The organism is Sphingomonas sanguinis, from assembly GCF_019297835.1.
Taxonomy (GTDB): domain Bacteria; phylum Pseudomonadota; class Alphaproteobacteria; order Sphingomonadales; family Sphingomonadaceae; genus Sphingomonas; species Sphingomonas sanguinis_D.
Genome location: NZ_CP079203.1, coordinates 4,128,903 through 4,149,494 on the forward strand (window position 1 = coordinate 4,128,903; position 20,592 = coordinate 4,149,494).

Here is a 20,592-nt window from a genome sequence, read left to right on the forward strand (position 1 = left end):
GCGGGATGCTGGTCAAGCGCCAGTGTCAGACCAATGTTTGTCAGGCCAATTGCGACATTGGATGGCGGTCGGTTTTGACGACGATTGTCCCGGCGGCGCGCGCAGCCTCCGCCAGCCGGGCATCCGCCGTGTCAGTGACGAGGAAATCGACATCGCGCATGTCGCCGACCCGCACCGGTGCGGCGCGTTCCAGCTTGGAGCCGTCAATGGCCAGCAGCACCTGTCGCGCCTGGGCGATGATCGTCTGCGACACCCGCACCTCGTCCACGTCGAAGTCGAGGAAGCTGCCGTCCGGGTCGATCGCCGACGCGCCGATCAACGCCATGTCGACCTTGAACCCCCGGATGAAGTCCATCGCCAGCGCACCCACCACCGCGCGGTCGCTGGCGCGGACCCGGCCCCCGGCGGCGATCACCTCGATCGAGGGGCGGCCGCCAAGAATGTCGACGACGTTCAGATTGTTGGTGATGACCATCAGGTCGCGGTGATCGACCAGTGCCCTGGCGATCGCCTCGGTCGTGGAGCCGATATTGATGAAGAGGCTGGCCCCGTTGGGGACGAGCGCGGCGGCAGCGGCGCCGATCGCAGCCTTGGCGGGGGCGGCGACGCTGCGCCGCTCGGCATAGGCGAGGTTGTCGGTGCCCGAGGTCACGACCGCGCCGCCATGGACCCGCGCCAGCATCGACTGGCCCGCCAGGATATTCAGGTCCTTGCGGATGGTCTGCGGCGTCACGCCCAGCTTTTCGGCGAGTTCGTCCACGCTGACGCTGCCCGTCCGGCGCGCGACGTCGAGGATCGCGGCATGACGGCTTGCGACGATCTCCGCCGATCCGGGGGCGGTGGGCTTCACGCGATGCCCTGCCCGGCGAGATAGGCGGCCAGCCGCTCAGGCGTCTCGGGGGGCACGTGCAGGCCCAGCTTGCTGCGGCGATAGAGGATGTCCTCCACCGTACGCGCCCATTCGGTCTTCACCAGATAATCGACCTCGGCGGTGTGCAGCCCGCCGCCCAGATCGGGGCCGAGATCGCCTTGGCCGAGCACTGCCTCGACGCGCGTGCCATAGGCGCGGGCCAGACGGCGCAGCAGGGCAGGGGGCAGATCGCGATGCCGGGCGGTCAGATCGCGCAGGAAACCATCGAAATCCGCGTCCGCAATATCCCCACCAGGCAGCACCGCCCCGGCCGTCCACGCCCCCCCGGCTTGTGAGAAGAAACGCGCGAGTTCGCGCATCGCATGCTCGGCGAGCTTGCGATAGGTGGTGATCTTGCCGCCGAAGATATTGAGCATCGGCGCCCGGCTTTCGCTCTCCGCGCCCGTATCGAGGTCGAGCACATAGTCGCGCGTCACCGCCGACGCATTGGCCGAATGATCGTCATAGAGCGGGCGGATACCGGCATAGCTCCACACGATATCGGCCTCCCCGGTCTTCCGTGCGAAATAGCGGTTCACCGTGTCGAGCAGATAGGTGGTTTCCGCCGCGCCGATCTGCGCCTTGGCGGGCGCGTCGGTCCAGGGTTCGTCGGTGGTGCCGACCAGCGTGAACTTACCCTCATAGGGAATGGCGAAGACGATCCGCCGGTCGTCATTCTGGAGCATGAAGGCATGGTCGCCCTCATAGAGGCGCGGCACGATGATATGGCTGCCCTTGACCAGCCGGACGCCGCGATCGGCGCGTGCGCCGTGGGTGCGGCCGATGACGTCGGCGACCCAGGGGCCCGCCGCATTGACCAGTGCGCGGGCGCGGACGGTGCGGGTCTTGCCCGCCGCTTCGATCGTCGCGACCCAGCCATCGCCCTCGCGCTTCGCATCGACCAGCGTCGTGCGCGTTTCGATCCGCGCGCCGCGCTCCGCCGCGTCCATCGCGTTAAGGACGACGAGGCGGCTGTCCTCCACCCAGCAGTCCGAATACACGAAAGCCTTGCCCTTTCGCGGCGAAAGCCCGTCGCCCAGCGCCGATCGCTCCAACGCGACGGTCCGCGTGCCCGGCAGCTTCTCGCGACCACCCAGATGATCGTAAAGAAACAGGCCCAGCCGCACCATCCAGGCGGGGCGCGGCGACTGGGTCTGCGGCAGGACGAAGGACAGCGGCCAGATGATGTGCGGCGCCATGTTCAGCAGCCGTTCGCGCTCGATCAGCGCCTCTCGCACCAGCCGGAACTCGCCATATTCCAGATAGCGCAGACCGCCATGGATCAGCTTGGTCGAGGCGGAGGACGTGTGGCTCGCCAGATCGTCCTGCTCGACCAGCATCACCGACAGGCCGCGCCCGGCGGCGTCGCGCGCGATGCCTGCGCCGTTGATCCCGCCGCCGACGATCAGCAGGTCGATCCTCTCCATCGCATGGTCCGTCATGCCGCTTGTCCCTGTTCTTGAGCGCCCCCCTTGCTATACCATGTCAGCACAAAGCGAAAGCATTGACGTTCATATGAAAGCGTGTGACGTTTCGAAACGAAAACAGGGAGAGGGGTGAGCGATGGCGTCGCACATTCTGGTGATCGATCAGGGGACGACCTCGACGCGCAGCATCGTGTTCGATGGACAGGCCCGGCGGGTCGCCATCGCACAGGCCGAATTCGCGCAGCATTACCCCGCGCTGGGCTGGGTCGAGCATGACCCGGAGGATATCTGGCGCGACGCGCTGGCCACCGCGCGCAAGGCGATCACAGAGAGCGGCGTCGCTCCGGCGCAGATCGCCGCGATCGGCATCACCAACCAGCGCGAGACGGCGGTCGTCTGGGACCGCGCCACCGGCGAGCCGATCCACCGCGCTATCGTCTGGCAGGATCGGCGCGGCACCGATCTGTGCCAGACGCTGAAGGCGGACGGTGCCGAGGGGCTGGTGCGCGAGCGGACCGGCCTGCTGATCGATCCCTATTTCTCGGCGACCAAGCTCGCCTGGCTGCTCGACCATGTCGACGGCGCGCGGGGACGGGCCGAACGCGGCGAACTGGCGTTCGGCACGATCGACAGCTTCCTGCTCTGGCGGCTGACCGGCGGGGCGGTGCACGCGACCGATATCACCAATGCCAGCCGTACGATGCTGTTCGACATCCATCGCGGGATCTGGGACGAGGAATTGTGCCGGTTGCTGCGCGTGCCGATGGCGATGCTGCCGGAGGTGCATGACAATGCGCATGTCTTCGGCACCACCACGCCCGATCTGCTTGGCGCGGCGATCCCGATCGCGGGGATGGCGGGGGACCAGCAGGCGGCTTTGTTCGGCCAAGCCTGTTTCCGTCACGGCATGGCCAAATCGACCTATGGCACCGGCTGTTTCATGCTGCTCAACACCGGTGAGACGGCGGTCGCGTCGAAGCACCGGCTGCTGACCACGCCCGCGTACCGGCTGAACGGCAAAACGACCTATGCGCTTGAGGGATCGATCTTCGTCGCGGGCGCGGCGGTGAAGTGGCTGCGTGACGGCCTGGGCGTCATCACCCATGCCAGCCAGACCGACGATCTGGCGACGCAAGTGCCCGACAGCCACGGCGTCTATATGGTCCCGGCCTTTGTCGGCATGGGCGCGCCCTATTGGGAGCCGGATGCGCGCGGGGCGATCTATGGCCTCACTTTGGGCGCGAGTGCGGCGCATCTGGCGCGCGCGGCGCTGGAGTCGGTCGCCTATCAGACGATGGACCTGGCCGAGGCGATGAAGGCCGATGCGGGCGAAGGCCCCGCCATCCTGCGCGTCGATGGCGGCATGGCGGCGAATGACTGGCTGTGCCGCTTTCTCGCCAACATGATCCGGACGCCAGTCGAGCGGCCTGCCGATCTCGAGACGACCGCGCGCGGCGCGGCCTTTCATGCCGGGCTGGCGACCGGGGTGTGGTCGGGCCTCGATGCGCTGGAGACGCTCTGGTCGCGGGAGGAATGTTTCGAGCCGTCCATGGCCGAGGAGGCCCGTGCGCCACTGGTCGCCGGGTGGCGCGACGCGGTAGCGCGGACGCTGGCCAAGCCGGGCGCGTGACGATGGCGAAGCGGCCGCTGCTGGTCGGCAACTGGAAGATGCATGGCGATGGCGGCGACCTGGCCGTCATCGTCGCGATCGGAGAGGCAGCGCGGCGGCATCCGGCGGTCGATGTCGCGCTGTGCGTCCCTGCGACGCTGATCGACCGGGCGCAGCGCGTCTGCCCCGGCCTCGCCATCGGTGGGCAGGATTGCCATGCCGAGCCGAACGGCGCGCATACCGGGGACATTTCCGCCACGATGCTGCGCGAGGCGGGCGCGTCGCTGGTCCTGCTGGGTCATAGCGAGCGGCGGCACGATCATCATGAGGGTGACGCACTGATCGCCGCCAAGCTGCGGGCGGCGCGGGCGGCGGGCCTCGAGGTCGTGCTATGCGTCGGCGAGACGGCGGAGGATCATGCCGCCGGTCGCTCGGCGGCGGTGGTTCGGGAGCAATTGAGCTGGTCGCTGGCCGGGGCGGACGCGCAGGGGATCGCCATTGCCTATGAGCCCGTGTGGGCGATCGGTGGCGATATTACTCCCGACCCTGTGGAGGTTGCGACGATGGCCGGGCTGATCCGCGACACGGTTTCGGGAGTGCGGGTGTTGTACGGCGGTTCGGTGACGCCCGACAACGGCGCGGCGTTGTTTGCGCAGGGCGGGATCGATGGCTTCCTCGTCGGCCGACAGAGCTTGGAGGCCGATGCCTTTACGTCAATTTTAAAATTAATGGACGTGCCGACACGCTAAGCTTCCTCCCCTGTAAGGGGAGGGGGACCAGCGAAGCTGGTGGAGGGGTGTCCCCATCTCGATAGCGCGACACCTCTCCGTCAGCGCTGTGAGCCGCCACCTCCTCCCCGAGAAGGGGAGGAAAGTGGGTCGTCCGGCACCACCCATTCGAACGTCGTCACCGCCACCGGCAGTAGGCTCAACTCGCCCCCATGTCCCTGCGCGATCCGGCGGGCCAGGGTCAGGCCGATGCCCGAGCCCTCCGGCTTGGTGGTGTGGAACGGGCGGAAGATCCGCACCCGCTCCGGCGCGGGGACGCCTTGGCCGCTGTCCGACACGCGCATCACCAGCCGGTCCGCCTGCCCGACGACGGCAAGCCTCACCGCCGGGGCGACCGTCCCGGCCAGGGCGGCTTCGGCCGCATTGTGGAGCAGTGCCCATAGCCCTTGCGTCATCTGGTCGCGGTCGCACCAGCCGGTCGCAGCCTCGGGCATGTCGACTGACAGCGTCACCCGGTCGCTGAAGCGCTCGGCGAACAGGCGGGACAGATCGCCGACCAGTTCCTCCATGTCCACCATGGCCCGTACCGGATCGGGCAGCCGGGCCAGCATCCGATAGGCCCGTGTGAAGCGCTCAAGCCCCTCGATCCGCCGGGTCAGCGTCGCCAATATGCCGGGCAGCCGTGCATCGCCCCGTTCCGCCGCCACCTGCGCGCTGTCGGCCAGCGAGACGATCGGTGACAGGCCGTTCAGGAGTTCGTGGCCGAGAATATCGATCATCTCGTTATCGGCATGAGCCTCGGCCGCGCGGCGTTCGGCCTCGATATCGACCAGCATCACCAGCGCACGGCCGGTGCCCGCCACCCGCTCGATTCGCCAGCTCCTGCCTTCATGGCGCAACTGCGTCTGCCCGGTATCGAGCAGTGCGGGCGGGGTCGGGATCACCCGGTCGTCGGTGGCGAACAGGCGGCGGCTGGCCCGGTTGATTGCCTGCGCTCGCCCGACATCGACGCGGAGCAGCGGCAGCGGAATCTGATCGAACAGCGCGTCCAGCGGCGGGCCGTCCGGGGCCGGGCGCGTCATTTCATGATCGCGACGCCCGCTCCCCGCCCGCGCCGCCGTCCAGCAGCCGGTTCCGATCAGCCAGGCGATGCACAGCCCCCCACCCAGGATCGACCCCAGCATTCCCTGCTGCCATGCCAGCAGCATCGTCGCACCAAGGGCGGCCAGCGCCAGCCCGGACAACGCCGCCGCGACCGCGCGTCGCCGCGACAGGTCAAAGCCCATGGCGCGCCATCCGCCGATACAGCGCCCCGCGACTTAGCCCCAGCGCCTGCGCCGCCTGGGTGACATTATGGTGATGTTCTACCAGTGCCGCCTCGATCATCACGCGTTCGCTTTCGTCCAGATCGAAGCTGGTGCGGGACGATGTCGAGGCAGGGGCCGGAGCCGCATTGTGGGCGACCGGCGGGGCGAGCAACGCGGCTTCGATCACGCCCTGTTCGCCCAGCAACAGCGCCCGCTCGATCGCTGCGGCGAGGCCGCGTGCCTCGTCGGGCCAGCGCGCCGTCGCCAGCAACGCCTCGGCGGCGGGAGTGAAGCGGGGCGCGGGCAGGCCGTGCCGCTCGGCCGCGATCCGCGCGAAATGGCGGGCGAGCAGCGGCACATCGTCCTGCCGTTCGGCCAGCGAGGGTGCTGCGATCTCCACGGCCGCGATCCGTCGGGCCAGCGCGGGCGTGATCGCGCGGGGATCGTCGGCGACGGCGATATGGCGATCCCCCGACCGCAACCGGTCGAGCAACCGGGCCTGTGTCACGTCGTCCAGCCGGTCGGGATGGCGGAGCAGCCAGCTCGTCCCCCCCTCGGCACCGTCCAGCCGCGCCCAGGCCAGCGGATCGCGCACGTCGATCCGCTGCATAGGCCGGCCGACCGCATGGGAGGCGGCATGGAGCGCCGCCGCGATCAGGCCGCGCCCCGCGCCCGATGGCCCGGTCACGACGACACCCGCCATGGTCGGGCCGACACGGCGGATCAGGTCGCGGACGCGGGCAATGGCAGGGCTGTCGCCCAGCAGGCGGGCGGGTTCGGCGGTGCCCTCAGTCATGACATGATCGCGGGGTGCAGCGCGGCGACGCGCGGCCAATTCGATCTTGGCGATCAATTCGGCATTGCGCCACGGCTTCATCACGAAATCGCGCGCGCCCGCCTGCATCGCGCTGACGGCCAGCCGGATGCCGCTATGCGCCGTGATGACGATGATGCACGCGCCCGGATCGTCGGCCAGCAGCCGGTCGAGCATCGCCAGCCCCTCCGCCCCGTCCGTTCGCCCGGCGGCATAGTTCAGGTCGAGCAGGATCGCGTCGTACCGCTTCGCCGCGAGCAGCGAAAAACCCTCCTCCGGCCCCTGCGCCACGTCCAGCCTATGCTCCGCCAGATCGATGGCGATGGCCAGCGATTCGGCGATACGCGGATTGTCGTCGATTAGGAGGATTGAGAGTGGGCTTGACGCATCCCCGCACCGTCCATTTCCGGACGGTGCGTCCGATGCCGAACGGTCGGATTCGGCCGAGTTGGATGAAAATGGCGTATTCATAGGGCTTTAGGTTTTTCGACCGTCCTAGGTGACACTTGCGCCATGATGACCGAACAACCCGTACACGCAAGCGCTTCACCGGGGGGGGCGATGGACCGCCGGATCGCGCGCAAGGCCACGCCCTGGTGGCGCCGTCGCCCGGTGGTGATCGCCGTGCTGTTGGCGATTGGCACGGTACTGGTCTGGCGGATGCTGCCCGCCGCCGGATCGACCGACATCGCCGCCGCCAATATCGAGACGGGCGAGGTCACGCGCGCCGCTTTCGACGACTATCTGCCGGTCCGTGCCACCGTCACCCCGCGTATCACGACGCTGGTCGGTGTGCTGTCGGGCGGGCAGGTCGAAAAGCTGCTCGCGCAGGACGGTCAGACGGTGACCGAGGGACAGCCGCTCGCCACCCTCGCCAATCCGCAGCTGAAGCTCGACGTGCTGACCCGCGAGGCGCAGATCGCCAGCCAGCTGGGCGGCGTGGCGAGCGAAGGGCTGGGGATCGAGCGCAACAAGCTCGACCGGGCCGGGCAGGTGGCGCAGGCGGAATATGACCTCATCAAGGCGCGCCGCGATCTCGGCATCCGCCGCCAGCTTCACGATCAGGGCTTTCTGTCGGACGCGGGGGTGAAGAGCTTCGAGGAGGAGGCCGCCTATCAGGAAAAGCGCCTCGCCCAGCTGAAGTCGGGCCGCGCGACCGAGGCCCGGATCACCGCCACCCAGTCGGCGCGGTTGAACGATACCCAGACCCGGCTGTCGGGCAATCTGGCGGCGGTGCGTGCCGGGCTGGAGGCGTTGACCATCCGCGCGCCCGCGAACGGGCGGCTGACCAACTTCACCATCCAGCCCGGCCAGACGCTGAAACCCGGCGATCCGGCGGGGCAGGTCGATAGCGAAGGCTCGTGGAAGCTGGTCGCGCAGGTCGACGAATATTATCTCGGCCGCGTCGCGATGGGCCAGACGGCGACCACCTCGGACGGGGCGAAGCTGACCGTGTCCAAGGTGCTGCCCGCCGTGAAGGACGGGCGGTTCCAGGTGGAACTGACCTTCGACAAGGCACCTGCCGGTCTCAATCGCGGGCAGACGATCGACATCCGCATCACGCTGGGCGCCGCGAGCCGTGCGGTGGTGGCACCGGTCGGCGGCTGGCTGGAGGCGGGCGGTGCTTCCGCCTTCGTCCTCGATCCCGACGGCGCCCATGCCCACCGCCGCGCCGTCCGTATCGGCCGCCGCAATCCCGAACAGGTGGAGGTCCTCTCCGGCCTCAATCCCGGCGAGCGCATCGTCATCAGCAACACCGCGTCCGTGAAGGGCGACATCCTGAACATCCGATAAGGGGGAAGATCGATGATCCGACTGGAAGCCATTCAGCGCCGCTACGTCTCCGACGAGGTGGAGACGACCGCGCTGCACGATATCGACCTGCATGTCGCGGCGGGCGAGTTCCTGGCCATCATGGGGCCGTCGGGCTGCGGCAAGTCGACGCTGCTCAACACGCTGGGCACGGTCGATCGGCCGACGGGCGGGCGATACCTGTTCGGCGACCGCGATCTGGCGGCGATGGGCGAAAAGGAACTGGCGAAGTTCCGGGCCGAGACCCTGGGCTTCGTGTTCCAGAGCTTCAACCTGATCGATGAGCTGACCATCGAGGAGAATGTCGCCCTCGGCCTCGCCTATCGCGGCGACGTGGGGGACCGGCGAGGGCGGGTCGCCGCCGCGATGGACAAGGTCGGCATCGCCCACCGCGCCCGCCACTTCCCGCATCAGCTGTCGGGCGGCCAGCAGCAGCGTGCCGCCATCGCCCGCGCGATCGTCGGCGATCCGAAGCTGATCCTGGCGGACGAGCCGACCGGCAATCTCGACACCGCCAATGGCGAGCAGGTGATGAACATCCTGACCGGGCTGAACGATGCGGGCGCGACCATCGTCATGGTGACCCACTCGCCCAGCCACGCCGACCTCGCCAAGCGCCGCATCGACATGCTCGACGGTCGCATCGTCGCCAGCGCCATGCGCGCGATCTGAGCCCCATTTTCCGGAGATACGCCATGAAGACCATTTTGCCGCTTTCGCTGATCCTCTCCGCTCTGCCGGTCGCCGCTGCCCCGGCCCAGGCACAGACCGCCCGCAGCTTCGCGCTGTCGGGCTTCGACCGGATATCGCTGGAGGGCTGTGACAATGCCGTGGTCACGGTCGGCAACGCGTTCTCGGTACGGGCGGTCGGCCAGCCCGTCTCGCTGGAGGTCATCCGCGCCGAGGTTCGGCAGCAGAAGCTGATCATCACGCGTCCGAACCGCATGTGCGACAGCCGTGCCAAGCGCCCCGGCGCGACGATCGAGATCACCGTCCCGCGCCTGCGCGGCGTCGAATCGGAGGGTACGGGTTCCATCCGGCTGCATCCGTTCGAGGCGGCGGAGTTCGAGGCCGAGATGTCCGGCACGGGTAATCTGACGATGGAAGGTCTGCGCGGTCGGAAGGTGGGCATCGCCATGTCCGGGACCGGCAACGCCCAGATGCAGGATATTCGTGTGACGACGCTGGCGCTGGACGTGAACGGCACGGGTTCGATCCGGGGGGCGGGCGCGGTCGACGCGCTGTCGATCGACAGCAGCGGCACTGGCAATGTCGACACCACCGCGATGACCACGCGCATATTGTCGGTCGATGCCAGCGGCACCGGCGGCGTGCGAGCCCAGGCGAACGGCCCGGCGGCGATCGACGCCAGCGGCATGACCCGCGTCGTGGTCGGCGGTCGTCCGCAATGCACCGTGGACAAGAGCGGCTTTGCTCGCGTCACCTGCGGTTGATGGCCAGGATCATGGGGGACATCACATCATGAACCGCTTCGCGCTTCTGTCGCTCTATCGCTCGCTTGTGCGCCACAAGCTCTATGCCGCGCTGAACATCGGCGGACTGGCGGTGGGCATTGCCGTTTTTCTGGTGCTGGGCCTCTATGTCCGGTTCGAGACCAGCTATGAGAAGTGGTTGCCGGATTACGACAAACTCTATGTCGCCCAGTCGGTCTGGAGCATGCCGGAGAGCCCGTTCAACGGCGCCAGCAACTGGACGATGGGCGGCCTGCTTGAGCAACTGCGCGACGACTTTCCCGGCATCCAGGGCACGCGAATTCGGGGCGCGGGTGGCAGCGTCATCAAGGGACAGGTCGCAACGGCCGAGAATATCGTCCAGGTCGATCCCAACTTTTTCAGCATCATCGGCCTGCCCCTGGTCCGCGGCAGCAGCGATGGCCTGAACACCCCGACCAACGCGTTTCTCAACGAAACGACCGCGCGCAAATATTTCGGGTCGTCCAACCCGGTCGGCCAGACGATCAAGCTGGCGACCGACGATATCGGCACGTATCGGGTCGCGGGCGTCTTCAAGGATCTGCCCAAGAATACCGAGATCAATGAATTCGCGATCCTACTGCCGCTTCCCCGCACGCCACCGGCTTCGAGCAAGCAATGGTGGTATCATTGGGGCAGTTCGTCGCTTCAGACCTTCCTGAAGTTCGACTCGCCCGAGGCGGCGCGGGCGTTTGTCGCCAAGATGCCGTCCTTCGTCGATCGCCGCGCGCTCAAGGACATGGGGAAGGATGCGTCCAAGTCCCTGAACATCACGGTCATGCCGATCACCAACATGCACCTGGAACCGCAGGGAAAGCAAAGCGCCAGCCGCAAGCTGACCATGGTGACGCTGGGCCTAGTGGGAATCCTGACGCTGATCATCGCCATCGTGAACTATGTGAACCTTGCGACCGCACGGTCGGGCCTGCGTGCGCGTGAAGTGGCGATGCGAAAGGTGCTGGGCGCCAGTCGAGCGGCCTTGGTTTCGCAGTTTCTGGGCGAAGCGATCCTGACCGTCGCGATTGCTGCGCTGGGCGGGTTGATCCTGGCTGAACTGGGCCTCCCGATGATCAACGCGGCGGGGGGACTGGACCTCACCATTCCCTATATCGTGGTCCTTCCTGCGTTGGCGGTGCTGACTGTGATGGTCGGCTTGCTCGCTGGCACCTATCCCGCGGTTCTCCTGTCGCGTTTCCCCGCTGCGAGCGTCCTGGCCTCGGCACGGGCACCGGGTGGTGGCCGTGCGGGGACCCGTATCCGTGAGGCACTGGTCATCTTCCAGTTCGGCTTGGCGATCGCGTTCATGATCGGGACGCTGATCCTGGTCGCGCAAACCCGGCATCTTCGTTCTACCGATCTGGGTTTTCGCCGTGATGGATTACTGACCGTCACGTCGATCAGCGACTCCCTCGTGGATGCACCACGCCGTCGCGCCGTGATGGAGGCTATGCGACGGCTTCCGAACGTGTCGTCCGTCGCCATGGCCGATAGCGGCGTGGGCGGCGGCGGCGACAACAATGCCGACAATGTTCCCCTGCCCGGCGTGCCGGGGGATGGCCCGTCGCTTCGGCGGATCGAGGTGGGGCCGGATTTCTTCAAGGTTTATGGGACCCGGTTGTTGGCGGGGCGCTTCTTTGACGACGCGCATCGTGGCGACGACTCTCAGACCGTCGAGAAGGGGCAGCCCACGGCGATCATCATCAATCGTCGGGCGCTCCCGACCCTGCGCTTCCGCACCGCACAGGAAGCCGTGGGCAAGACGGTAGGTGGAAACCGACCGCGCACGATCATCGGGGTGATCGACGATATGCGTTTCTTCTCGCCGCGCGTACCCAATGACGCGACCTATTATGTGTATGACGCCAAGCCGGAGAATTCGATAGGTGGTGCGGTGGCCTCGGTCCGCTTCCAGGGCGATCCCCGCGCGATGATGGCGGCGGTACGCAATTTGTGGCAGCAGATGGTGCCCAACGTCCCCTTCAACGGAAAGACCGCCGACACCAAGCTGGAGGAGTTTTACGAAGCAGACGACCGCGCGACCCGTCTCTTCGGCATCGGTGCGGGGCTTGCCGTCCTGATCGGCTGCGTCGGGCTCTGGGGTCTGGCCTCCTTCAATACGCAGCGGCGGGTGAAGGAGATCGGCATCCGCAAGACGCTGGGTGCCTCGGCGACCGACATCGTCAAGCTGCTCGTCGGGCAGTTTCTGCGGCCGGTGCTGATCGCCAATCTGGTTGCCTGGCCGCTGGCCTATGTCGCGATGCGGACATGGCTGGCGGGGTTCGACGACCGCGTGTCGCTGTCGCCGCTCTATTTCGTGGCCGCCACGGCGCTGGCGCTGACCATCGCGGTGCTGACCGTGCTGGGCCAGTCGCTCAGGGCCAGCCGCGCCGCACCCGCCTGGGCATTGCGCCATGACTAGGCGGTGGTGGCTGATGGGGGTGGCTTTGGTTGCGGCTGCTCCCGCCTCGGCCGAGACGCTGCGGGAAGCGATGGCGGCGGCGTGGGAGGGCAATCCCGAACTCGCCGCCGCACGCGCCCGGCAGGATGCACTGGCGGAAACCCCCAATCAGGCGCGGGCCGCCGGGCGGCTGACGGCGGGGGCGACGGGCAATGTCGGTTATGATCGACTGGGCTATGACGGTACCGGCACGCGGACGGGGGCGACCTCGGCGCTGGGCGGCGTCAACGCGACCCTGCCGATCTGGACCGGCGGGCGGGTGTCCTCGGCGGTGCGCGCGGCGAAGGGCGATGTCGCGGCCGGCGACGAGGCGTTGCGCGATGTCGAGGCGGATGTGCTGGAGCGGGTGGTCGGAGCCTATGCCGATCTGCTATACACCCAGCAGGCGGTCGAGGTCGCGCGGGTCGGGATCGAGCGGCTCGACAGCCAGGTGGCCGAGGCCAAGTCCCGCTACGGCCTGGGGCAGGCGACGCGCACCGATGTCGCGCAGCTGGAGGCGCAGCGGGCCAGCGTCGTCTCCAACCTAGTCGATGCCGAGGGCGCGGCGGCGACCGCAGCAGCGGCGTACCGCGCAATCGTGGGGCGTGACGCAGGGATGCTGGACGCGACGATCGCGACCCCAGCCGCCCTGCCGCGAACACTGGCCGATGCACGGGCGGCGGCGGAGGCGGGCAACCCGTTGCTGCTTGCCCAGCAACGCCGGGTCGATGCGGCTACCGCGCGGATCGATCAGGCGCGCGCCGACCGGGCCCCGGCGGTCGATCTGGCCGGGGGCTATGGACGCGGCGTGCAATGGGCGGGGGGCCAGGCGAACGGCTTCGACAGTGCGGCCAATGCCGGACTGGCGCTGCGCATCCCTTTGCTGACCGGCGGCCTCGTTTCCTCGCGCGTGCGGCAGGCGGAGGCGGTGCGGCGCGCGGAGCGGTTCGACGCGGATGCCGTGGCGCGGGGCGTGGTGCGGGCGGCCGACTCGGCCTGGGCCTCGCTCACCGCCGCGCAAGGACGGTTGACGGCGAGCGCGGAGGGGCTGAAGGCGGCCGATCTGGCGCTGAAGGGCGTGCGGGCCGAATATGGCTTCGGCCTGCGCTCGACGATCGACATATTGGTGGCCGACCAGAGCTATCGCTCGGCGCAGCTGGCGGTGGCGCGGGCGCAGGTCGATGTGTTGATCGCGGAGGCGGCGCTGTTGCGCGCGACGGGGCGGATGGGGCGGGGGGCTTTTGATTGAGGGGGGAGTCTCGGTGAGACACCTTACCCTCCCCTAGCCCCTCCCGCCTGCGGGAGGGGAGAGGATACTGGGCGACGCTAGTCCGCTTAAAACTCCCCTCCCGCAGGCGGGAGGGGCCGGGGGAGGGCAGGGTGTCTCACCGAGCCCCCCCATCTACCCCGCCGCCCGGTCCCCCTCGGCCAGCCCCGACACCGCCATCGACAGGGTCCGCCGAAGCAGCGACGGCGAGCATGGCTTGCCGCACACTGCCGCGCCCGGATAGCGCGATTGCAGCGCATGTTCGTCGGCATGGCCCGAATGGAAGATCAGCGGCACGCCCGCCTCCTGCAGTCGCTCGGCCGCCGGGAAGACTTCGCCGTCGCGCAGGCGGACGTCCAGGATGGCGCAGGCCAGTTCGGGCTTGTCGCCGTCCAGATGCGCCAGCACGTCCTCGACGCTGACATAGGGGCCGTCCACCTGATAGCCGCCATCCTCGATGATGGACTGGAGATCCAGCGCGACGAAGAACTCGTCCTCGACCAGCAAAATGGTTTTAGTCATGCGAGAGCACCGTCTCCGGCAAGGTAAGGCTGAGCAGGAAACGCCCGTCGATGGCTTTGCGGTCCAACTCCGCGCCCAATTGGCGTGAAGACGTCTGGACGAGCAGCGTGCCGAAGCCCTTGGTCCCGGTCTCGTCGGGCACCTGCCCGCCGGTTTCGGTCCATTCGAGCCGGAGCTTGCCGTCCGCCAGCGCCCAGCACACCGCCAGCTCGCCCGATGGCTGGGCGAGTGCGCCATATTTGACCGAATTGGTCGCCCATTCGTGCAGGATCAGCGCCAGCGGTGACAGGCAGCGGCGATCGACCAGGAGCGGCGGTCCGTCGATGGTGATGGTCGACTGCCCGCTATAGGGAGCGATCGTCGCCTCGACGAGCGCGGCCAGCGGGATCGCCTGCTGCTCCCCCGCGGGCGAGGCGAGCGAATGGGCGCGGCCCAGGGTCGCGATCCGCTCGCGCACATCGTCGGCCATCTCGGTCACGTCGTCATGCGAGCGCGACGCCGCCGAGACGATGCCGGAGATGATCGCGAACAGGTTCTTCACCCGGTGGTTCATCTCGCGCAGCATCAGCTCGCGCGTCTCGGCGATGGCATATTCGGCGGTAACGTCGATCGACACACCGACCATCCGGTGCGGCGCCGAGGCGGTGACGACCCGGCCGAACCCCTTGATCCAGCGTTCCTTGCCGTTCAGGTCGAGCCGGAACGTCATTTCGAAATCGCCGCGCCCCGCCATCGCCTCGGCCAGTGCCAGCTCGACGCCGGGCCGGTCTTCGGGGACGATCCGGTCGAATACCTGATGCACCTGGTCCGCGCTGTCGTGAGCGCCGAAGCCGAACAGGTGGCGGCCGGTTTCGTCCAGGAAGATCTCGCCGGTGCCGCCGCGATATTCCCACACACCGATGCCGCCCGCCTTGATGGCAAGGTCCAGCCGCTCGCGCTCGGCGGCCAGCTCGCGCTCCAGGCTCAGCGCGTCGGTGATGTCGGTCAGGACCAATGTCGCGCCGTCGATCCCGTCGCCCTGCGTACGATAGGGCAGAACGCGCAGCGACAAGGTGCGCCCGCCGTCGCGCGTCGTCACCCGCTGCTGCATCGAGGCGCCGCCGCCCGCGACCTGCGCCGCGCCGTCGAGATAGTCGGTCGTCGCCAGCCGGGTCGAGACATCGGCCAGCAACCGCCCCCGGTCGCTGGGCTGCAGCGGGAAGATGGCCCGTGCCGCCTCGGTATAGCTCCGAATCCGCAGGTTGCGGTCGAGCACGACCACCGCGAGATCGGTCGATTCGAAGAAATTGCGCAGATCGGAATTGGCGACGGTCAGCTGGTCGACCTTGGTCTTCAGCTCGTCATTGACGGTCGACAGTTCCTCGTTGGTCGATTGAAGCTCCTCGTTCATCGACATCATTTCTTCGTTGGAGCTTTTCAGCTCCTCATTCGCCGTCTCCAGCTCCTCGACCGTCGAGCGCAGCCGGTGGCGGGTCAGGCGTAGTTCGTCCTCCAGCGCCTCGATATGGTCGTCGCCCGGCTCCAGATCGGCGAGGTCGCTCGCCTCGACCGGGCTGAACGGCGCGGAGTCGCGGAACAGGAACAGCAGCGATCCGTCGGTCAGGGGATCGCAGATCACCTCGACCTTCTGGACGCCGAACTCGGTCGTCACCGCCACGTCGCGCGCCGCGATCCGCTTGCGCGCGTCGCGGGCCTGGCGGAGCATCGGGCCGATCACCTCGCGCAGGCCGGGGCGGGCCAGCGTGATCGCGCTCGATCCGCCCGCGCGGGTGACGGGGAAGTTGAAATAGCGGCTCAGCCGACCGAACGCGGCCAGGATGCCGCCGTCCTGGTCCACCACCATGCTGGGCGGGGAATAGCGGTCGACGATGCGGCGCATCGCCGTGCTCTCGTCGCCGCTGGGCGTATTCCCGTCGCGCTCGCCCCGCTCGCCGCGCCGACGCGGGCTGTTGTGGCTCCTGTTGCCGGGCAGATCGATGGGATAGGAGGGGGAACCGGGCGACCGCTCGAACAGCCGCGCATGGCCGTCGATCGCGGGAAAGAGATGCTCGAACCGCCCGACGCTCTCGGACGGACCCAGGAACAGATAGCCGCCGGGCCGCAGCGCATAATGGAGCAGCGGCAGCACCGATTGCTGCAACCGGTCGTCGAAATAGATCAGCAGGTTACGGCACGATACCAAGTCGATCCGCGAAAAGGGTGGGTCCTTGACCAGGCTGTGGTTGGAAAAGCGGATCATGTCGCGGATCGGCGCGGCGATGCTGAATCGCTCGGCGTGCGGCATGGTGTAGCGTTCGCGCAGATGGGCCGGAATATCGGCCATGGCGGAGGCTGGATAGCTGCCCTCGCGCGCGATCTGGAGCATCTGCTCGTCGATGTCGGTGGCGAAGATCTGCACCGCCAGCGGCTGTCCGGTTTCGCGTGCGGCCTCGGCGAACAGCATCGCGATGCTGTACGCTTCCTCGCCGCTGGAGCAGCCGGGAATCCAGACGCGGATATCCTCGTCCGGATCGCGCCCGCGCGTCAGCGGCTCGACCGCCTTGGTGCGCAGCGTCTCGAACAGTTCGGCATCGCGGAAGAAACGGGTGACGTTGATCAGCAGGTCGCGGAACAGCGCCTCGCACTCGTCCGCATCGCTCTTGACCCGCGCCAGATAGGCCGAGCCGGTGCCGATGCCCAGAACGTGCATCCGCCGCTCGACCCGGCGGACCAGCGTGGTGCGCTTATAGCCCGAAAAGTCGTGCCCGACCGCGTTGCGCAGCACCCGGCACAGATCGTCGATATGATCGGCGACGACCTCGGCCTCCTGCTCCTTCGGCTCGCCCATGCGGCGCGCGAAAAAGGCGTGGAGGCAGTCGAGGATCTCGCCGGGATGCTTGACGAAATCGACGAGGCCCGTGCCGACCGCCGACAGGGGCATCCCGTCATAGCGCGCGCTTTCGGGTTTCTGGACGACGCTGACCCCGCCATTCTCCTTGATCGCACGCAGCCCGGTGGTGCCGTCCGCGCCGGTGCCCGACAGGATGACGCAGGCGGCGTTGGCCTGCTGGTCGCTGGCCAGCGACAGGAAGAAGTCGTCGATCGGGCGACGCAGCCCGCGCGGCTGGATGAAGTCGGTCAGCTCCAGCACGCCGCCGCGAATGGCCAGGCCCCGGCCGGGCGGGATGATATAGACGCGGTCGGCCTCGATCCGCTCCGACCCCTCGCACTGGCGCACTTCCAGATTGGTGTGCCGGTCGAGCAGCTGGGCGAGCATGGATTCGTGATTGGGGTCGAGATGCTGGACGACGACGAACGCCATGCCGGTCGGCGCACGCGCCGGGGTCAGCATTTCGCGAAGCGCCTCCAGCCCGCCGGCCGATGCGCCGATGCCGACCACGGGCACCGGGGCGATGCCGTTATCCTGACGCGGAGTGGGCTGCGGAGCCTCGGCGTCCGCGCTCATGGAAAGGCGGCCCGGTCTAGGTCCGACAAGGTCAGCTTGGCCTGGGCGATGGTCGCGGCGGTGTTGGCGATCGCGGTCAGCGACCCCTCCAGCACGATGCCGCTTTCCGCCAGGATCGGGGTCAGTTTGCCCAGGGTCCGGCCCAGTTCCGCGTCATAGGCGGCCAGTCGTTCGGGCTGGGAGCGGCTGACGTCGAACTGTGACGCGAAGATATAAGGCATTTTGCCGCCCAGCTGGCGCAGCTTCGACATGTAGAGCAGATTGACGAACGGCGAGCCGTCCTTGCGGAAGTTGATCAACATCGTGCGGACATTCGACTGGCGATCATTGGCCAGGAACTCGCGAATCCGTTCGCGCGCCTCTTCGTTATCGGCATCACGCTGGAGCATCCGGCAGTTCTGCCCGACCACATCCTCGCTGGTATAGCCGGTCAGCTCGCGAAAGCCGTGATTGATGAAGATCAAGGGATTGTCGTCGCGCGCATCGGCCAGCGCCAAGGCGATGGGGGACTGGTCCAGATAGGCGGCCAGATGACTCGGAATTTCAGTATCGTGCACGAAATCTGGCTCCATGACGCGCATTCGCATGGCGTCTTCCCCTCCGCAAGTGCCGGTATGCCCGGCCTCCCCCAAAAACTTCACATGGATAAACCCGCCAGGACGCCCTGACGTTCCCGCCGCGCGCTCAAATCATTGCGGGGACGGAACGGGCGAGGGGGCGTTGGGCACCGGGCGCGGCCCCAGCCAAGCCTGGCGGAAGCGGGCCTGATCAGGCGTCAGCGGCTGGCCGATGCTTTCGTTCGTCACCACCTCGATCGTCGGGTCGGCAACCAGCGTCAGGGTGGTGCTGCGTTCACCGCCGCGCTGGCGATAGACGATCGGGATGCGGTCGCCGGGCGCGTGGCGCGACAGGATCGCGGTCCAGGCCTGCTGATCGGTCACCGGTCGGCCATCGACGCTGACGATCTGGTCGCCCTTGTCCACTCCGGCGTCATAGAGCGGCGTGCCCGGCATGGTCGCGACCGTCATTCCCATGCCGCCCTCGACCGGCCCCGGCATAGCGCCCGCCCAGGCCGCCTTCGGGTTCTTCTGGCGCAGGGTCAGCCCGGCCTGGGCCAGCAGCGGCGCGAAATCGGGCAGGCCGCTGGCGGTGATGCTGCGCGCGAAGAAGCGATCGGCAAAGCCCTGATCGCCCGTCACCTGCGCCAGCGCGACGCGCAGATCGTCGGGGCGATAGCTGCGCTCGGGCTTGCCGAAACTGCGCCAGAGCTGGCGCATGTAATCGTCCAGCGTCAGCTGCGGGAAGCGCTGCCGCAGCTCCATGTCGAGCGCCAGCGCGATGACCGCGCCATAGGGATAATAGGAGAAGAAGATGTTCGGGTTGGTCGGGTCGATCGACTGCGCCGCATCCACGAAGGGCGCGCGCAGGCTCATTTCCTGCGGTCCGCCATAGCGCCGCGCCGGGGAATTGATGAGCGCGTTCAGCGTGCCCGACAGCTGGGCGACATAATCCTCGACCGGCATCTCGCCCGCGCGGACCACCGCGAGCGGGCCGTAATATTGGGTGAAGCCCTCGGCCAGCCACAGCGACGGCGTGGCATTGGCGCGGGTAAAGTCGAACGGCTCCAACTCGGCCGGGCGGATGCGCTCGACATTCCAGCTGTGGAAGAATTCGTGGCTGAGCGTCTGAATCTGCGAGAATTTGCCCGCCGCCAGCGAGCGCGCCTGGCTGATGACCGTGGAGTTGCGATGCTCCATGCCGTCGCCGCTGATCTGCGGCATGTAATCGGCCAGGAAGGTGTAGGTGCCATAGTCATAGGCGGGTGTCTCGCCGAAGATCGCGATCTGCTGCGCCACGACCTTCTGCGCCATCGCCGCGAAACGGTCGAGATCGGCGGCGCTGCCGTCATGATGGACGGTCAGGCGGATCGTGTAGGTCTTCGCCCCGTTCGCGACGGTCCAGTGCCGCTCGTCCCAGGCGGACAGCTCGACGGGGCTGTCCATGAAATATTGCAGGTCGCGCGCGGTGAAGACGGTCGGGTCGTTCGTCGGGGCCAGCTGCGTGGCGATCTTCCAACCGGCCTGGGGGTGGAAGCGGACGCGGATCGGCCGCGTGCTCTGCCCGACCGCCCACAGGAAGGTTGCGGGGATGTTCAGCCGGGCATGGGTCGGATCGATCTGCGCATAGGTGCCGTCGCCCCGGTCGCCGAACAGCGTGTAGCGCACCGTCACGGTGCCGTCATGGCCAGCGACCGTCCAGCCATAGGGGTCGGTCCGCTCGACGGTCAGCGGCTTGCCTGCGCCGTCGACGGCGGACACCGAATAGACGTTCTTGGCGAACTCGTGCAGCGCATAGCGGCCGGGCGACGAACGGGCCATCTGGAAGCGGACGGGGTTGCGGTCGAGCCCGCGATAGGTGACGCTGACCTGCGCCTCGTGATGCTGGGCGCGGGGGAAGGCGATGTCATATTCGACCGGCGCCTGATTGGCCTGCCGGGCGGGGGCGGTCTGCGCCGCGACCGGCTGCATCGCCGTGGTGGCCAGCGCCCACGCCGCCGTCATCGCCAGAAACCGCATGATATTCCCCTTCGCGCCAACAAGGTCGCGACTTAGGCATGGAGGCGGGCCAGGGTCCACCGCTTTTCGGGAATAGGCTGATCCGCCGAGAGACGGCCGAATCGCTGCGCCGCCCGCCCCGCAGGGCTGGTCCAGTGATCCGAAATGTCAGGAAAAATCTGGAGGCGCGACCGGGAATCGAACCCGGGTGCAAGGATTTGCAGTCCTCTGCGTCACCACTCCGCCATCGCGCCTCGATGCGTGGG

Annotated in this window: 15 protein-coding genes and 1 tRNA gene; 7 read left to right on the forward strand and 9 right to left on the reverse strand. The window is 67.8% G+C overall.

The features are described 5' to 3' along the window. Window positions 1–40: 40 nt before the first annotated feature. Window positions 41–850, reverse strand: a complete 810-nt coding sequence (locus KV697_RS19015; protein ID WP_219019504.1) for a DeoR/GlpR family DNA-binding transcription regulator — start codon at window positions 848–850, stop codon at window positions 41–43. Continuing rightward, window positions 847–2,352 carry a glycerol-3-phosphate dehydrogenase gene (locus tag KV697_RS19020; RefSeq protein WP_219019505.1) on the reverse strand — a complete coding sequence of 502 codons (1,506 nt, stop codon included), beginning with the start codon at window positions 2,350–2,352 and terminating at the stop codon, window positions 847–849. Before KV697_RS19020 ends, KV697_RS19015 begins: the two co-directional genes overlap by 4 nt. 121 nt (window positions 2,353–2,473) lie before the next feature. Here KV697_RS19020 and glpK point away from each other — a divergent pair, with 121 nt between their 5' ends. Both glpK and tpiA read left to right on the forward strand, forming a co-directional pair. Further along, window positions 2,474–3,967 carry a glycerol kinase GlpK gene (gene glpK, locus KV697_RS19025; RefSeq protein ID WP_219019506.1) on the forward strand — a complete coding sequence of 498 codons (1,494 nt, stop codon included), beginning with the start codon at window positions 2,474–2,476 and terminating at the stop codon, window positions 3,965–3,967. A 2-nt stretch (window positions 3,968–3,969) separates the two neighbouring features. Next, window positions 3,970–4,695: a triose-phosphate isomerase gene (gene tpiA, locus KV697_RS19030; RefSeq protein WP_219019507.1), complete on the forward strand. Its 726-nt coding sequence runs from the start codon at window positions 3,970–3,972 to the stop codon at window positions 4,693–4,695. An 80-nt stretch (window positions 4,696–4,775) separates the two neighbouring features. On the opposite strand, the gene KV697_RS19035 is transcribed toward tpiA, so the two are convergent. Continuing rightward, a complete protein-coding gene (locus KV697_RS19035) occupies window positions 4,776–5,960 on the reverse strand; it encodes a sensor histidine kinase (protein WP_219019508.1) in 1,185 nt (394 codons plus the stop codon). Further along, the gene (locus KV697_RS19040) at window positions 5,950–7,266 is read right to left on the reverse strand and encodes a sigma-54-dependent transcriptional regulator (protein WP_219019509.1); all 1,317 of its coding nucleotides are present in this window, start codon (window positions 7,264–7,266) and stop codon (window positions 5,950–5,952) included. Before KV697_RS19040 ends, KV697_RS19035 begins: the two co-directional genes overlap by 11 nt. 90 nt (window positions 7,267–7,356) lie before the next feature. Between KV697_RS19040 and KV697_RS19045 the strand changes: the two genes are divergently transcribed. The 5 genes from KV697_RS19045 to KV697_RS19065 are packed head-to-tail and all read left to right on the forward strand — an operon-like array spanning window position 7,357 to window position 13,786. Then, a complete protein-coding gene (locus tag KV697_RS19045) occupies window positions 7,357–8,589 on the forward strand; it encodes an efflux RND transporter periplasmic adaptor subunit (protein ID WP_219019510.1) in 1,233 nt (410 codons plus the stop codon). A gap of 12 nt (window positions 8,590–8,601) precedes the next feature. After that, window positions 8,602–9,279: an ABC transporter ATP-binding protein gene (locus tag KV697_RS19050; protein ID WP_219019511.1), complete on the forward strand. Its 678-nt coding sequence runs from the start codon at window positions 8,602–8,604 to the stop codon at window positions 9,277–9,279. 23 nt (window positions 9,280–9,302) lie between these two features. Continuing rightward, window positions 9,303–10,061: a GIN domain-containing protein gene (locus tag KV697_RS19055; RefSeq protein WP_219019512.1), complete on the forward strand. Its 759-nt coding sequence runs from the start codon at window positions 9,303–9,305 to the stop codon at window positions 10,059–10,061. A gap of 28 nt (window positions 10,062–10,089) precedes the next feature. Continuing rightward, window positions 10,090–12,519, forward strand: coding sequence for an ABC transporter permease (locus tag KV697_RS19060; RefSeq protein WP_219019513.1), 2,430 nt, complete (start codon window positions 10,090–10,092; stop codon window positions 12,517–12,519). A 13-nt stretch (window positions 12,520–12,532) separates the two neighbouring features. Then, the gene (locus KV697_RS19065; protein ID WP_257575449.1) at window positions 12,533–13,786 is read left to right on the forward strand and encodes a TolC family outer membrane protein; all 1,254 of its coding nucleotides are present in this window, start codon (window positions 12,533–12,535) and stop codon (window positions 13,784–13,786) included. Between the two features lie 153 nt (window positions 13,787–13,939). Here the strand turns inward: KV697_RS19065 and KV697_RS19070 are convergent, their stop codons facing one another. The 5 genes from KV697_RS19070 to KV697_RS19090 all read right to left on the reverse strand — a co-directional run bounded on the left by KV697_RS19070 (window position 13,940) and on the right by KV697_RS19090 (window position 20,580). Next, window positions 13,940–14,326 carry a response regulator gene (locus KV697_RS19070; protein WP_219019515.1) on the reverse strand — a complete coding sequence of 129 codons (387 nt, stop codon included), beginning with the start codon at window positions 14,324–14,326 and terminating at the stop codon, window positions 13,940–13,942. Further along, entirely contained in the window at window positions 14,319–17,771 is a 3,453-nt protein-coding gene (locus KV697_RS19075) for a CheR family methyltransferase (RefSeq protein ID WP_219019516.1), read from the reverse strand. The genes KV697_RS19070 and KV697_RS19075 overlap by 8 nt, the downstream gene beginning before the upstream one ends. Continuing rightward, window positions 17,768–18,358 carry a PAS domain-containing protein gene (locus KV697_RS19080; protein ID WP_257575450.1) on the reverse strand — a complete coding sequence of 197 codons (591 nt, stop codon included), beginning with the start codon at window positions 18,356–18,358 and terminating at the stop codon, window positions 17,768–17,770. The genes KV697_RS19075 and KV697_RS19080 overlap by 4 nt, the downstream gene beginning before the upstream one ends. Window positions 18,359–18,460: 102 nt before the next feature. Next, complete coding sequence (locus tag KV697_RS19085; protein ID WP_219019517.1) at window positions 18,461–20,347, reverse strand: M61 family metallopeptidase; 1,887 nt, start codon at window positions 20,345–20,347, stop codon at window positions 18,461–18,463. Between the two features lie 159 nt (window positions 20,348–20,506). Further along, window positions 20,507–20,580 (reverse strand) — tRNA-Cys (locus KV697_RS19090). Window positions 20,581–20,592: the final 12 nt, after the last annotated feature.

What these genes read in the sequence shown, in the direction of transcription:
- KV697_RS19020 (WP_219019505.1), bottom strand. Translation starts at nt 2,352, where the DNA reads ATGACGGACCATGCGATGGAGAGGATCGACCTGCTGATCGTCGGCGGC.
- glpK (WP_219019506.1), top strand. Translation starts at nt 2,474, where the DNA reads ATGGCGTCGCACATTCTGGTGATCGATCAGGGGACGACCTCGACGCGC.
- tpiA (WP_219019507.1), top strand. Translation starts at nt 3,970, where the DNA reads ATGGCGAAGCGGCCGCTGCTGGTCGGCAACTGGAAGATGCATGGCGAT.
- KV697_RS19035 (WP_219019508.1), bottom strand. Translation starts at nt 5,960, where the DNA reads ATGGGCTTTGACCTGTCGCGGCGACGCGCGGTCGCGGCGGCGTTGTCC.
- KV697_RS19040 (WP_219019509.1), bottom strand. Translation starts at nt 7,266, where the DNA reads ATGAATACGCCATTTTCATCCAACTCGGCCGAATCCGACCGTTCGGCA.
- KV697_RS19045 (WP_219019510.1), top strand. Translation starts at nt 7,357, where the DNA reads ATGGACCGCCGGATCGCGCGCAAGGCCACGCCCTGGTGGCGCCGTCGC.
- KV697_RS19050 (WP_219019511.1), top strand. Translation starts at nt 8,602, where the DNA reads ATGATCCGACTGGAAGCCATTCAGCGCCGCTACGTCTCCGACGAGGTG.
- KV697_RS19055 (WP_219019512.1), top strand. Translation starts at nt 9,303, where the DNA reads ATGAAGACCATTTTGCCGCTTTCGCTGATCCTCTCCGCTCTGCCGGTC.
- KV697_RS19060 (WP_219019513.1), top strand. Translation starts at nt 10,090, where the DNA reads ATGAACCGCTTCGCGCTTCTGTCGCTCTATCGCTCGCTTGTGCGCCAC.
- KV697_RS19065 (WP_257575449.1), top strand. Translation starts at nt 12,533, where the DNA reads ATGGGGGTGGCTTTGGTTGCGGCTGCTCCCGCCTCGGCCGAGACGCTG.
- KV697_RS19070 (WP_219019515.1), bottom strand. Translation starts at nt 14,326, where the DNA reads ATGACTAAAACCATTTTGCTGGTCGAGGACGAGTTCTTCGTCGCGCTG.
- KV697_RS19075 (WP_219019516.1), bottom strand. Translation starts at nt 17,771, where the DNA reads ATGAGCGCGGACGCCGAGGCTCCGCAGCCCACTCCGCGTCAGGATAAC.
- KV697_RS19080 (WP_257575450.1), bottom strand. Translation starts at nt 18,358, where the DNA reads ATGCGAATGCGCGTCATGGAGCCAGATTTCGTGCACGATACTGAAATT.
- KV697_RS19085 (WP_219019517.1), bottom strand. Translation starts at nt 20,347, where the DNA reads ATGCGGTTTCTGGCGATGACGGCGGCGTGGGCGCTGGCCACCACGGCG.